This window comes from Nonomuraea spiralis (assembly GCF_014648435.1).
Lineage (GTDB): Bacteria > Actinomycetota > Actinomycetes > Streptosporangiales > Streptosporangiaceae > Nonomuraea > Nonomuraea spiralis.
On record NZ_BMRC01000010.1, the window covers coordinates 397875 to 410745 of the forward strand.

Here is a 12871-nt window from a genome sequence, read left to right on the forward strand (position 1 = left end):
CGCCGCCGGTGCTCGTGCAGGCTGCTGCGTCATCGCGGTCCTCCCGTGCCGGTGTGCGAGTCGGATGCGTGCCTTTGCCCCGTGGACCCGTGCCCACACGTCGATCTTCTGCTGTGCACGACGTGCATTGATGCGCGTTGTGCATCTTTGTAGGGTGGAACGGCCCACCGAGAGAACAGGACGTGCCGATGAGCGACAGCAGCCTGACCGACGACTCCCCCGGCGCCGCCCCGACCGCGATGCGCCGGATCCTGCCCGCCGACCTGGTCGAGCGCGGCGGCTGCCCGTTCGACCCGCCGCCCGGCCTGCGGGCGCGCCGCGGCCGGGCCCCGGTCCAGCCGCTGCATCTGCTGAACGGCGCCCAGGCGTGGCTGGTGACCGGCTTCGACGAGGCCCGCGCCGTGTTGTCGGACGCCCGCTTCAGCGCCGACCGGATCCGCCACCGCGAGGCCACGTCGCTCCAGCCCCACGAGGTGGCCGAGCAGGCGGCCGGCACCCTCAAGCCCGGCCCGGCCGTCGAGACCCGTGAGGACGGCTTCTTCGTCTTCATGGACCCGCCCGAGCACACCCGGATCCGGCGGCTGCTGACCGGCCAGTTCACCGTACGGCGCATGCGCGAGCTGGAGTCCCGGGTCACCGAGATCGCGGTCGAGCACATCGAGGCGATGAAGGCGGCCGGCACGCGGGCCGACCTCGTGACGGCGTTCGCGCTGCCGCTGCCCTCGCTGATCATCTGCGAGCTGCTGGGCGTCGACTACGCCGACCGCGCCGAGTTCCAGGAACGTACCTCCGTCGGGCTCAACGCCAACTCCACCGCCGAGGAACGGGCCGTGGCGGGCGCCGAGCTGTACGCGTTCATGCAGCGGCTGGTGGCCGCCAAACGCGCCGAACCGGCCGACGACCTGCTGTCGGGGCTCGTCCACGACGCCGATCCGCCGCTGACCGACGCCCAGCTCGTGGACGTCGCCCTCGTCCTGCTCGGGGCCGGCCACGAGACCACCGCCAACATGCTGGGCCTGGGCGCCCTCGCCCTGCTGGAGCATCCCGGCCAGCTCGCCGCGCTGCGCGCGGACCCCTCACTCGTCGACAACGCGGTCGAGGAGCTGCTGCGCTACCTGAGCATCATCCAGCTCGGCGTCAGCCGGGTCACGACCGAGCCCGTCACGCTGGACGGCGTCGACCTCCCCGCCGGCGCGACCGTCGTGATCGCCACGCCCGAGGTCAACCGCGACCCGCGCCACTGGCCCGACGCCGACCTGTTCGACGTGCACCGCCCCCGCGTCCCGCACCTGGCCTTCGGGCACGGCGTGCACCAGTGCCTGGGCCAGCAGCTCGCCCGCGTCGAGATGCAGGCCGGCCTGCGCGAGCTGATCACGCGCCTGCCCGGCCTGCGCCTGGCCGTGCCGGTCGAACAGGTGCCGCTGCGCGACGAGATGCTCATCTTCGGCGTCCACTCCCTGCCGGTCGCCTGGGCCTGAGCTGCCGGGCCCCCATAATGAGGACCGTGGTGAAGGAGGAGACGGCAATGGTCCGGCCCACGCCCGTCGTGGGGCGGCGCGAACGCAAGAAGCAGGCCACCCGCGCCGCGCTGCGGGAGGCCGCGCTCCGCCTGTCGCTGAGCCACGGCGTGGAGAACGTGACCGTCGAGCAGATCGCCGGCGAGGCCGACATCGCGCTGCGCACGTTCTTCAACTACTTCTCCAGCAAGGAGGAGGCGGTCGTGGCCTCGCTGGCCGCCGCCGCCCAGGAGCTCATCGCCCGGTTCCGGGCCCGACCGCGGACGGAGAGCGTCCTGGTGGCGTTCCGCGAGGCCGTGCTGGCCGTCATGAACGAGAGCGACGCCGCCGGGCGCGACCACGTCAGGGCGTTGCAGCTCGTCCGTTCGGCGCCCACGCTGGTGCCCCAGCAGCTCGCCGTGCTCGCCGCCCAGGAGAAGGCCCTGGCCGAGGCGATCGCCGAGCACGCCGGGCTGCCCGCGCCCGGCCGGCCCGGCGACTCCGGCTATCCCCTGCTGTGCGCGGCGGCCGCCCTGACGGCGCTGCGCGTCGTCCTCGACCAGTGGTTGCGGCAGACCGCGGACTCCGGGCGTCCGCCGGACGCGGCGCTGCTCGGACGGCAGATCGACGCGGCGATCAGCCAGCTCGCGGCCGGCCTCGACCACCCGGGCCGTCCGGACCATCCGGACCATTCAGGCGGCTGACCGGTCAGGCCCAGCCGCCGTCCGCGGCATCGGCGGCGTCCGCGACGTCGGCGGCGAACCGGTCCCATGCGGCCTGGCGGGACACGCCGAGGGCCTCGCCGATCCTGGCCCAGGTCACGCCGCGCTCCCGCAGCAGCCGTACCCACGCGCGCAGGTCGCGTTCGGCCTGCTCCACGGTGAGGGCCTGGCGGGGCAACATGGTCAGCATGTCCTCGTCGGACATGCTGACCAGGTACTCGTCAGTGCGGGGATCGGGGCCGCGGTGGACGGGCCGCGGAACGTCGTCCGGCCGGGCCGGGGAGTCGGCGATGATCTGGTTGCACAACTCCACGCAGGCGTCGCAGATGTAGACACCGGGGCCCGCGACCACCCGGCCGGCCTCGGCGTAGGGCTTGCCGCAGAACGAGCAGCGGGTCGCCAGGCCGTCGGTCGGGCCCACGGGCCGCCTACGTCTGCTTCGTGTCACCCGCCGATCATCCCATGACCGTTCTGTCAGCCCGAGCTTGACGACCAGGAGCGGTCCCGGCGACGCCCCGGCCTCAGGTCCAGCCGAGCTTGGCCGCGCGGACGCCCGCCTGGAAACGGCTGCCCGCGTCGAGCAGGGCGGTCAGCTCGGCCACGACCCTCGTCACCGTACGGTTCGAGACGCCGAGGGCGCGCGCGATGGCGTCGTCCTTCGCGCCCGTGGCCAGCAGGCGCAGCACGGCCCGCTGCTGCTCGGTCAGCTCGTCGCCGTCGGCCGCCCTGGGCACGTCGCCCGGTTCGGAGGCGGTCATCCAGCAGTAGTCGAACAGGGCGGCGTAGGAGGCGACCAGTCCGCTGCCCTCGATGAGCATCGCGCCCGCCATGAGGTCGCCGGGCATCACCTCGACCACCAGCAGCTCCCGGTCCACCATGATCAGCCGTACCGGGACGAAGGGCATGGTCCGTACCTCGACCCCGGCTCCCAGCAGGCCATGGACGTGCTCGCGCAGGAGCGGCTGGGCGAGCTGGCTCTGGGCGTGCATGATCCGCACCCGCAGCCCGCGCGCCGCCGCGTCGGTGTCCTCGGCGCGCGAATGCGCCAGCCGGTCCGCCTCCCAGGCGTGCGGCATGTGCATGGCCATGATCTCCGTACGGGCCCGCGCGGTCGCCACGCGCAGCTTCACGCGCAGGGGCTCCACCTGCGAGCGGGGGAAGAACTCCACCCGGGCGTCCTGGGGGTCGCCGTCCAGCCGCAGGTAGTGCTCGGTGAGCTCCCTCGACGCGGCCCGCTGCTCGGCGAGCATCCCGAGCAGCTCCTCGCCGCCCAGCAGCATGCGGTTGAGCGCCGCCATGGCGTCCACGGCGATCTCGGCGCCCGGGTTGAGCAGGCCCAGTTTGACCAGCCGGTCCCTGGCCCGTTCGATCTCCGCCCCGCGCAACCCCAGGCCGACGGCGGCCTCGCCGAACGACTCACGGTGCCGCCGCATGCGCGCGTACACCTGCCGCGCCATGGTCTCCTCGCTCACGCCACTCCCCTGTCCGCTTCCCGCCATGGCGGGAAGCGGAAGCCCCACCTGCTGTCATCGCCGCGTGCCATCCGGCAAGCTCAGAAAAGGGTACGGCCCAGCCATGACGCGGCCATACCCAACCCCTGTACCGCACTTCGGAGGAGACCATGATCACGCTTGTCCACAGCCTCGTCACCTACGACGTCACCGGACTGAACACCGGCAGCTGTGCAAAATGCGTCGAGGCGGTGAAGCGCGAGCTGGCCCTGATCCCGGGAGTGGTCGGCGTCGACGTGAACCTGGCGGACGGCCGGGTGAGCGTGCTCACCGACGGGCCGGTGGAGGAGAGCTTCGTCGTGGCCGCGATCGAGGACGCCGGCTGCGAGGCCGACCGGGTGGTGAGCTGGCGTTCCTGACCGTACGGCCGGGACGGCCGGGACGCCCGGCCGGAGGAGGAGGACGAGGCCGCTGCCCAGACCGAGCACGAGCGAGAGGGCGGCGGCCACGCACGCGACCACCGCCGCCGGACGGGCGGCGGTGACCGGCTCGCCGGGCCGCAGGGCCGGCCGGATCCAGCGGAGATAGTAGAACACGCCGGCCACGGTGTTGATCGCGGCCAGCGCCGCCAGCCAGGCGTAACCGGCGTCCCAGGCGGCGGCGAAGACGAGCACCTTGCCGACGAAGACCGCCGTGGGCGGGGTGCCGACCAGCCCGAGCAGGCAGACCACCAGCGCGAGGAACAACACGGGCGAGCCGCGCGACAACCCGGCGTACCCGGCGAGCGACTCCCTCCCGACGGCGACGACCACGGCGAAGGCGCCGACGTTCGTGATCGCGTACGCGGCCACGTAGAACAGCAGCGCCGGTCCGGCCAGCTCGCTCCCCCCGGCCATGGCGACGGGAACGAGCAGGTACCCGGCCTGGCTGACCGTCGAGTACGCCAGCAGCCGGCGGACGTTGTCCTGGTGGAAGGCGGCCAGGTTGCCCAGCGTCATGGTCGCCGCCGCCACGATCGCGACCAGCGGCCGCCAGCCGACGTCGAGCCCGGCGAACACCTCGGCGGCCACGCGCAGCAGGGCGACGAACGCGCCGGCCTTGGGGACGGTGGTGACGAAGGCCGCGACCACCCGCGAGGCGCCCTCGGTCACGTCCGGCACCCAGAAGTGCGCGGGCACGCCGCCGGCCTTGAACAACAACCCGGCCAGCAGGAGCACCACGGCGAGCCCGGCCGCCCCGCCGCGCGCCTGACCGAGCCCCTGGTAGGCCGTCGTGCCCGCCAGGCCGTAGAACAGCGTGACGCCCGCCAGCATGAGCACGCCGAGGAAGGCGCCCATCAGGTAGTACTTGAGCGCGGCCTCGACGCCCGGCCCGTCCTTGGCGAACCCGGCCAGCGCGTACGCCGGGATGCTCGCCAGCAGGTACGCCGCGACCAGGACGAGCAGGTCGGCGGCCCCCGCCAGCATGATCGCGCCGAGCGCGGCGAGCAGGACGAGCACATAGATCTCGGCCTCACGACGCCGCCCCCTGGCCCACCCGCCCGCCAGGACGACGACCAGCAGCGTCGCCACGATGACCGTGGCCCTGGCGACGTGGGTCAGCAGGTCCACCGAGAACGCCTCGAAGGCCATCGTGTCCGGGCGGAACGCCGCGACCGCCGTCGCGGCCAGCGCCCCCGCGAGCGCGAGCCCGCAGATCCACGCGACCAGCCGTTGCCGGTCCCGCGGCAGGAAGAGCCCGGCCAGCAGCCCGCCGACCGCCCCGGCCAGGAGAAGCAGTTCGGGCAGCAGGTCGGCGGGGTTGTCGGCCATGCCGGTCATCGGCTCACCAGGGTCACGAGCGCCGCGGAGAACGGTTCGACGAGGTCGAGCAGCCAGCGCGGCGCGAGGCCGATGGCCAGCGACAACACGAGCAGCGGGGCGATCGAGGCGGTCTCGCGCGGCACGGCCTCGGAGACGCGCAGCTCGCCCGGCGGGCCGAGAAACGCCTTCTGGAGCATCCGGAGCAGCAGCGCGGCGGTGATGAGGATGCCGGCGACGCTCAGCGCGCCGGCCACCACCGCCCCCGGCACGCCGGTCCCGATCACGCCCGCGAAGATCTGGAACTCGGCGATGAAGCCGGACAACCCCGGCAGGCCCAGCGAGGCGAAGACCGCCACGGCCGTCATCAGGGTGAACGTCCGGGCGGTCGCCGCGATCCCGCCGAACCGGTCGAGGTCGTAGCTGCGCGCCCGGTCCCAGAGGATGCCGGTGAGCAGGAACAGCGCGCCGGTGACCAGGCCGTGGCTGACCATCTGGGTGACCGCGCCGGTGACCGCGAGCCGCCTGGCGCCGGCCTCGCCCGCCGCGAGCCCGGCGGCGCCCAGGGCCAGCACGATGTAGCCCATGTGGTTGACGGAGGTGTAGGCGATCAGCCGCTTGATGTTCTGCTGCGCGAGCGCGACCAGGGCGCCGTACAGGACGCCGGCCACGCCGACGACGATGATCACCCATGCGTACTGCCGCCACGGGCCGGGGAGGAGGGGCATGGCGATCCTGGCGAAGCCGTACGTGCCCATCTTGAGCAGGACGCCCGCCAGGACGGCCGATCCGGCCGCGGGCGCGTCGGTGTGGGCCGGGGGCAGCCAGGTGTGGAAGGGCACGGTCGGCGTCTTGACCGCGAACCCGACGCCGACGGCCAGCAGCACCAAGGCTCCCGCCTGCGGCGGGCGCGCGGTGAGCTCGACGATGTCGAAGGTGCGCGGGTGGCCGCCGAGGTAGAGGCCGATGAAGCCGAGCAGGAGGGCGAGGGAGCCGAGGAAGGTGTAGAGGAAGAACGTCAGCGCCGACCTGGCCCGGTCGCCGTGGCCCCAGCCGACGATCACGAAGTACATGCCGACGATCGACAGGTCGAAGAAGACGAAGAACAGCAGGAGGTCCAGCGCGGCGAACAGGCCGGTGGAGACCGTCTGCAGGAACAGGAAGAGCGCGGCGTACGTCCTCGGGCGCTCCGGCTGGTTCAGCGAGTAGACGGCGCAGGCGAGGAAGAGCACGGCGGTGAGCGCGATCAGCGGCAGTGACAGGCCGTCGACGCCGACGTGGTAACCGGCGCCGAGTGAGGGGATCCAGCGCAGGCGTTCCTCGTGGCCGATGCCGCCGTCGTACCGCACCCACATGATCACGACCAGCGCCAGGTCGGCGGCCGAGGCGGCGGTCCAGATCCAGCGGGCGGGCAACCTCGGCACCGCCAGCAGCGCGGCGGCCAGGAGCGGCAGGAAGACGGCCGTCGAGAGCACGATCACCTCACCAGCACGATCACGACGGCCAGCAGGACGGCGGCCACCGTCGCCTGGGCGAGATAGGTGTGGACCTGGCCGGTCTGCGGCTTCCTGGCCAGCGCGCCGAGCCGTCCGGCGAGCGCGGCCGTGCCTCGTACGACGCCGTCCACGCCGGTCTCGAAGGGGGACCGGGCGCGTCTGGCCATGGCCATGCCCAGGCGCGGCACGGCTCGTACGGCGCCGTCGATCACCACGTCGTCGAAACGCGCCAGCGCCCTGGCCACCGCCGTCAGGGGCCGCCAGACGACACCCTCTGCGAACGGCTCCAGCCCCAACCACCCGCCCAGGAACGCCCCCCTCCATCCTGGGCTAGTGCCCCCCTCAGGCTCGGTGCTGCGGCGGAGACGGGCGCGGGTCGTCAGGAGGGCGGTGGCAAGCGCCGTGGCCAGTGCCGACAGGCCCGTCACGGCCAGCTCGCCCGCCTCGGGAGCCGGTCCCGGTACGCCGAGCAGCCGGGTCCAGGCGTCGTACAGGAACGGGATCCCGACGACCCCCGACAGGGCGGCGAGCAGCGCGAGCGGGGGCAGCGGCAGCCGTTCCAGCAGCCCCGGCGGGGCCGTCTCGGGACGCCGCGGGGCCGGTCGCCAGACGGCGAGGACCGCCTTGGTGGCGTACGCGGCCGACAACACGCCCGCCACCAGCGCCACCACCCGCAGCGCGGGATCGGCCACCCCGGCGAGCACCGCGTCCTTCGTCACCCACAACGACAACGGCGGCACCCCCGCCAGCGACAACCCGCCGATCCCGAACGTGACCCCGACCAGCCGATACCGCCGCGCCGCGCCCCCGAGCCCGCGCAACCGCTCGGTCCCGAGGGCGGTCAGCCAGGCCCCGGCCCCCAGGAACAGCAGGCTCTTGACCGAAGCGTGCGCGACCAGGTGGGCCGTCCCCCCGGCGACCGCGGAGACCCCGGCGGCCAGCACCATGAACCCGAGCTGCGCGCAGGTGGAGGCGGCCAGGAGCTGCTTGAGGTCGCGCTGTGCGATCGCGACCGCGCCGAGCAGCAGGGCGGTCAGCGCGCCGGTCCAGGCCACCAGGGCCGAGGCCCAGCCCGTCGCCGCCAGCACGGCGTGCGTACGCAGGAGCAGGTAGGCGCCCGCCGCCACCATCGTGGCCGAGTGCAGCAGCGCCGAGACCGGGCTCGGGCCCGCCATCGCCCGCGAGAGCCAGAAGGAGAACGGCAGTTGCGCCGACTTGCCCAGGGCGGCGGCCACCAGCCCGGCCGCGACGAGGTGCAGCCACGGGCTCCCGGCGGACGTCAGACCGGGCAGCCCCAGGGAGCCGGTGCCCGCGACGGCGCAACCGGCCGCCAGGTACAACCCCATGTCACCGGTACGGGTGGTGACGAACGCGATCGTGCCCGACCGCACCCGGTCCCGGTCGCGCCACCAGAAGCCGATGAGCGCGTACGACATGGCGCCCATGACCTCCCAGCCCATCAGCAGCAGGACGAGGTCCGTGGCGGTGACGGTGACCAGCATCGCGCCCACGAAGATCAGCATCAGGCCGAAGAACCGGCCCGTGGACTCGCGGATCTCGCCCGCGGCGAAGACGAGGACCGCCAGCGCGATCACCGACACGGTGAGCACCATGACCGCCGAGAGCCCGTCGACGGCGAGCCCCGCCTCGAAGCCCGCGAACAACTCGAACGTCACGGCCGGACGTTCGATCGCGGCCAGCACCGCCAGGGCCACCGTCGCCACCGCGACGACGAGGGCGAGCACGGGCGCGGACGCGGTCCGCCGCAGGACGACCAGCGCCCCGCCCGCGACGGCCGGCAGCGCGGGCAGCAACACGGCGAGCGGGTTCATCCCTTCAGGTCCTGCGCGTCGTCGGTCGTGTCCACCTCCCGCGCGCGGAAGAGCGCGGTGACGACGGCGAAGCCCATCGCCATCTCCAGGGCCATCACCGTGACCACCACCAGGACGAGGACCTGACCGTCGGCGGACGCGGGGGCCGTGAAGTACCAGAACGCCCCGCCGGCCACGATCAACCCGTTGATCATCAGCTCCAGGCCCATCATCAGCATCACGATCGACTGCTGGGAGAGCACGCCGTACAGGCCGACGGCGAACAGCGCGGCGGCCGGCAGGAGGAAGGCCTCGAGCGTCATCGCGGCTGCTCCCGTCCGTCTTCGGCGGCGGGCTCCGGGCCCGGGTCGAGCGGCCGGCCGCGCTTGAGGTCGTCGCCGTAGCGGTCGTAGCGGCCCCGATGGGTGGCGAGCACGACGGTGGAGATCATCGTGGCGAGGATGGCCACGCCGACGACCATCATGACGAGCATCTTCGGCCCCATGATCGCCAGGCCGAGCGCGTGCGCCGGATCGGCGGGCGGCCGGCCGCGGCGCGACGGCCAGGACGTACCGAAGATCCCGGCCGCGAGCAGGACGAAGACGGCCCCCGAGATGACCAGCGCGGCCCGGTTGTTGTGGACCATCCTCATCGGCATGAGCCCCGCCGGGTTCATCATGTACATGATCATGAAAACGGCCATGACCAGCATCTCCATGACCATCATCAGGACGATCAGGACGCCGAGGTATTCGAGGTCGATGAGCAGGAACGCCGCCCCGACCGCCAGCAGCGAGGCGAGCAGCGCGAACGTCGCCCGCGCCATCGAGTCGACGACGAACACCGCGATCCCGGCCGCCACGGAGACGACGGCCAGGGCCCAGAACACGACGGCGGTCACAACACCACGATCCCGACGACGAGCAGTTGGAGCAGCGACAGCGGGATCAGCACCAGCCAGGACGCCTGCGTGAAGCGGTCCATCCTGACGGCCGGGACGCGGTGCCGTACCCACACCAGCAGCGCGAGCACGGCCAGCGTCTTGACCAGCACCCACAGCGGGCCGGGCAACAGCGGGCCCGCGTCGCCGCCCAGGAACAGCGGCACGGCCGCCCCGGCCGCGATCACGAGGAGCGCGTAGCGGCCCGCGCGGAAGAACAGCCGGTCGAGCCCCGCGAGCTCGGCCTGCACGCCCCCGGCGGCGTCGGCGCCCAGCGGCGCGCTCATCGGCCCCCAGAACGCCATCGCCAGCGCGGAGACCAGGTACACCAGGAAGGCGAGCGGCATCCAGACCACGAACCAGAGCCCCTGCTGGGCCTGCACGATGTCGCTCATCCGCAACGAGCCCGCGCCGAGCGCCACGGTGATCAGCGCGAACATGTGCGGCAGCTCGTAGGCCAGCCCCTGGGCGACGAAGCGGTACGCGCCGACCAGCGGGAACACCGAGTTGACCGACCACCCGACGAGCCAGAGCGAGCCCCAGACGCACACCTCCATAGCGTTGAACCAGACGACGCCCACGGCCGGATCCGCCACGGGCGCCGCGCCCAGCGGGATCACGATCGCCGCCAGCACCGGCGCGACGAGCAGGCTGCCCACCCCGACGCGCAGGAGCAACCGGTCCGCCAGGTACGTGCGCCGCCGCTGCTGGACGAGCAGCCGGGCGACCTCCCCGAACGGCGCCCCCACCCCACCGCCACCCAGCGCGGCGTCCGAACACGCGGCCACACCCCCCAGCACCCCGAGCACCAACGGCAGCACCAGCAGCGCACCCTCAGACACAGCCCACCACCAGGGACGGCACGAGGAGGGCGGTGTCAGGCACGGGTCACCGCCGGTTCCGGGTCGAGGCCGGCGACGATCAGTCGCGCCGTGGCCAGTTCGGCGCCCACGAGAAGCCCGGGATCCAGGGCGTTCCTGACCGGAGGCGAGCCGCCGTCGAGCATGGTGCCGTTCCCAAGCGGTGTGCCGTCGCCGAGCGGTGTGTTGTCCCCGAGCGGTGTGTTGTCCCCGAGCGTCGCGTTGTCGCCGAGGGAGCCGATCGCCGCGCGAGTACGGGTCAGCAGCCCGTCCAGTCTGGACAGCGTGTCGCCGTCCGGTGTCGGGCCGATGTCCCGCAACATCCAGCGCAGGGTTCCGGAGCGGCGTACCTGCCTTTCGAAGCGCTCGTACGGCCTGGCGACCGCGTCCGGGGGCGCGTCCGCGAACAGGAGGTCCCGCAACGTCCTGGCGCGCCGGGCGGCGGCGGGCCACCCGGCGACCGACAGCAACCGGCCCAGGGCGTCCAGACGGGCCACGGCCTGACGCCTCGCAGCCTCACCGCACGTCACCGGCCGACCCGCCGCCCTGTCGGCTGAGGGCTCGTTCCAGGGCTCGGTCCAGAACGACTCCGCCGGCTCGACCCACCGGACCGCCGCCTCCTGGATCACGTCCCCTTGCAGGACGGTCTCCACCACCAGCCCGCACGGCCAGTCCGGCAGGACCGGGCCGAGCGGGACGTGGAGCCGGTCCAGCGTCAGCCCGTCCCGATCGGGCCCCCGCTCCGCCATGGGCACCCCACCCGGCTCGCCCATGTGATGCTCATGCTCCCCACCCCCATGCTCCCCGTCCATCGGCCGGTGCTCGTCGGGCGGGGTCCATGGGGTGGCTGCGAGGGCTGCGGCGTCGCTCCACTGCGCCTCACGGTCCGCCAGCCGCGCGACCGCCCGGTCGAACGCCTGGGCGACCGATCGCGGCGACACGGCCGCCGGCAGATCGACGCGGGCCCTCGGGACCGGCATGCCCGCCCAGACCGTACGGACGGCCTCCGTCAGCTCCTCCCCTGGCGTGCCGCAGACGACGAGGAGACCGGCCTCCGCCACGGACACGGCCGGCCGCAGGCGTCGCCGGGCGAGCTCGGCCTCGGCGAGCAGCCGGGCCCGCGTGCCGTCACCCGCCGGGACCAGCAAGGGCCGCGCGTGGCCGGCCGCCCGCCTCAGCAGCCACCCGCTCAGGCCCACCGGAAGGCCCCCTCACGCCAGGCGTAGACCACGCCCGCCATCAGGAGCCCGAGGAAGACGAACATCTCCACCAGCGCCGTCGCCCCCACCTCGGCGACGACCAGCGCCCACGGGTACATGAAGACCATCTCCATGTCGAAGGCCAGGAAGACCAGCGTCACCGCGTACCAGCGCACGTGGTACCTCGACAGGGCGTGCTCCCGCGGCCGGGCTCCGGACAGGTACGGCGACGCGACGAGCGTCCCCCTGGGCCGGACGACCAGCGAGACCAGATGGATCCCGAGCACGCCCAGGACGAGGACGGCCATCAGGCCGGCGACGGCGATCCAGGGGGCCATGGTCCTTCTCCGGGAAGGGGCTACTAGGACCCGTAGTACCCGTGATCGTTCCCGGCAATCACAAAACGGGCGGCCCCGCAATCACAAAGCGACCGGCCCGGCAATCACAAAGCGACCGGCCAGGCGATCACGACGCGACCGGGCCCGCCAGCGCCGATTCGATGGACTTCGTCACCACGTCGGCGGCGACGTCCCGGGCGAGGCGTCCCTGGCGTACCTCGTTGGCCGCGCCGTGCAGGATGTAGTGGGTCAGGCTGACCAGCCAGGCGTTGGGCAGGTCCGTACGGAAGACGCCCTGCTCCTGACCCCGGCCGACCAGCTCGGCCATGCGCCGCACCGGCTCGGCGTGCAGGTCGCGCACCCGTCCCGCCGGAAGCACCCCCTCGGCGGCGGCCAGCAGCGCCGCGGACTCGGCCACCAGCTCCCAGCTCGACGCCAGCAGTCGGGTCATGGCCGCGCGCGCGTCGCCGGACAGGTCGACGGAGGCCAGAGTCTCCTCACCGGCCCGCAGTGTGTCCGCGACCGCGGCCTCGACGAGGTCGGCCCGGGTGCGGAAGTGCCCGTAGAGGGTCATCCGCCCGACCCCGGCGGCCTGCGCGATGTCGTCGGTGGTCGCGTTGGGGTCGGAGCTCAGCAGTTCGCGGGCCGCGGACACGATGCGCGCGATGCTGCGCTCGGCGTCGGCGCGGCGCCGGGAGCGCGCGGAAGGTGCAGCCATGCCCGCCAGCCTATCCCGTATATGCGAGTACGGCTTATAGT

General features: G+C 73.3%; 13 protein-coding genes. 2 read left to right on the forward strand and 11 right to left on the reverse strand.

What is annotated here, in order from left to right; genetic code table 11:
- The first annotated feature begins 188 nt into the window (after window positions 1–188).
- Both IEZ27_RS26305 and IEZ27_RS26310 read left to right on the forward strand, forming a co-directional pair.
- The gene (locus IEZ27_RS26305) at window positions 189–1478 is read left to right on the forward strand and encodes a cytochrome P450 (RefSeq protein WP_229824344.1); all 1290 of its coding nucleotides are present in this window, start codon (window positions 189–191) and stop codon (window positions 1476–1478) included.
- Window positions 1479–1504: 26 nt separating this feature from the next.
- Window positions 1505–2200 (forward strand): TetR/AcrR family transcriptional regulator, encoded by a 696-nt coding sequence (locus tag IEZ27_RS26310; RefSeq protein ID WP_189649675.1) that lies wholly within the window; start codon window positions 1505–1507, stop codon window positions 2198–2200.
- Between the two features lie 4 nt (window positions 2201–2204).
- Here IEZ27_RS26310 and IEZ27_RS26315 read toward each other — a convergent pair whose 3' ends face one another.
- The 11 genes from IEZ27_RS26315 to IEZ27_RS26370 all read right to left on the reverse strand — a co-directional run bounded on the left by IEZ27_RS26315 (window position 2205) and on the right by IEZ27_RS26370 (window position 12830).
- Entirely contained in the window at window positions 2205–2639 is a 435-nt protein-coding gene (locus IEZ27_RS26315; RefSeq protein ID WP_189649676.1) for a ClpX C4-type zinc finger protein, read from the reverse strand.
- Between the two features lie 100 nt (window positions 2640–2739).
- The gene (locus tag IEZ27_RS26320) at window positions 2740–3690 is read right to left on the reverse strand and encodes a helix-turn-helix transcriptional regulator (protein WP_189649677.1); all 951 of its coding nucleotides are present in this window, start codon (window positions 3688–3690) and stop codon (window positions 2740–2742) included.
- Window positions 3691–3770: 80 nt separating this feature from the next.
- On the reverse strand, window positions 3771–5489 hold the full coding sequence (locus IEZ27_RS54130; protein WP_446686178.1) for an NADH-quinone oxidoreductase subunit N: 1719 nt from the start codon (window positions 5487–5489) through the stop codon (window positions 3771–3773).
- The gene (locus tag IEZ27_RS26335; RefSeq protein WP_229824345.1) at window positions 5486–6949 is read right to left on the reverse strand and encodes a complex I subunit 4 family protein; all 1464 of its coding nucleotides are present in this window, start codon (window positions 6947–6949) and stop codon (window positions 5486–5488) included. Before IEZ27_RS26335 ends, IEZ27_RS54130 begins: the two co-directional genes overlap by 4 nt.
- Entirely contained in the window at window positions 6946–8796 is a 1851-nt protein-coding gene (locus tag IEZ27_RS26340) for an NADH-quinone oxidoreductase subunit 5 family protein (RefSeq protein WP_189649678.1), read from the reverse strand. Before IEZ27_RS26340 ends, IEZ27_RS26335 begins: the two co-directional genes overlap by 4 nt.
- Window positions 8793–9098 carry an NADH-quinone oxidoreductase subunit NuoK gene (nuoK, locus tag IEZ27_RS26345; RefSeq protein ID WP_189649679.1) on the reverse strand — a complete coding sequence of 102 codons (306 nt, stop codon included), beginning with the start codon at window positions 9096–9098 and terminating at the stop codon, window positions 8793–8795. Before nuoK ends, IEZ27_RS26340 begins: the two co-directional genes overlap by 4 nt.
- Complete coding sequence (locus IEZ27_RS26350) at window positions 9095–9676, reverse strand: NADH-quinone oxidoreductase subunit J (RefSeq protein ID WP_229824346.1); 582 nt, start codon at window positions 9674–9676, stop codon at window positions 9095–9097. The genes nuoK and IEZ27_RS26350 overlap by 4 nt, the downstream gene beginning before the upstream one ends.
- A complete protein-coding gene (locus IEZ27_RS26355) occupies window positions 9673–10557 on the reverse strand; it encodes a complex I subunit 1 family protein (RefSeq protein WP_189649680.1) in 885 nt (294 codons plus the stop codon). Before IEZ27_RS26355 ends, IEZ27_RS26350 begins: the two co-directional genes overlap by 4 nt.
- Before the next feature lie 35 nt (window positions 10558–10592).
- On the reverse strand, window positions 10593–11774 hold the full coding sequence (locus IEZ27_RS55030; RefSeq protein ID WP_189649681.1) for a hypothetical protein: 1182 nt from the start codon (window positions 11772–11774) through the stop codon (window positions 10593–10595).
- Entirely contained in the window at window positions 11765–12112 is a 348-nt protein-coding gene (locus IEZ27_RS26365; RefSeq protein ID WP_189649682.1) for an NADH-quinone oxidoreductase subunit A, read from the reverse strand. Before IEZ27_RS26365 ends, IEZ27_RS55030 begins: the two co-directional genes overlap by 10 nt.
- Before the next feature lie 127 nt (window positions 12113–12239).
- Window positions 12240–12830 (reverse strand): TetR/AcrR family transcriptional regulator, encoded by a 591-nt coding sequence (locus IEZ27_RS26370; protein WP_189649683.1) that lies wholly within the window; start codon window positions 12828–12830, stop codon window positions 12240–12242.
- Window positions 12831–12871: the final 41 nt, after the last annotated feature.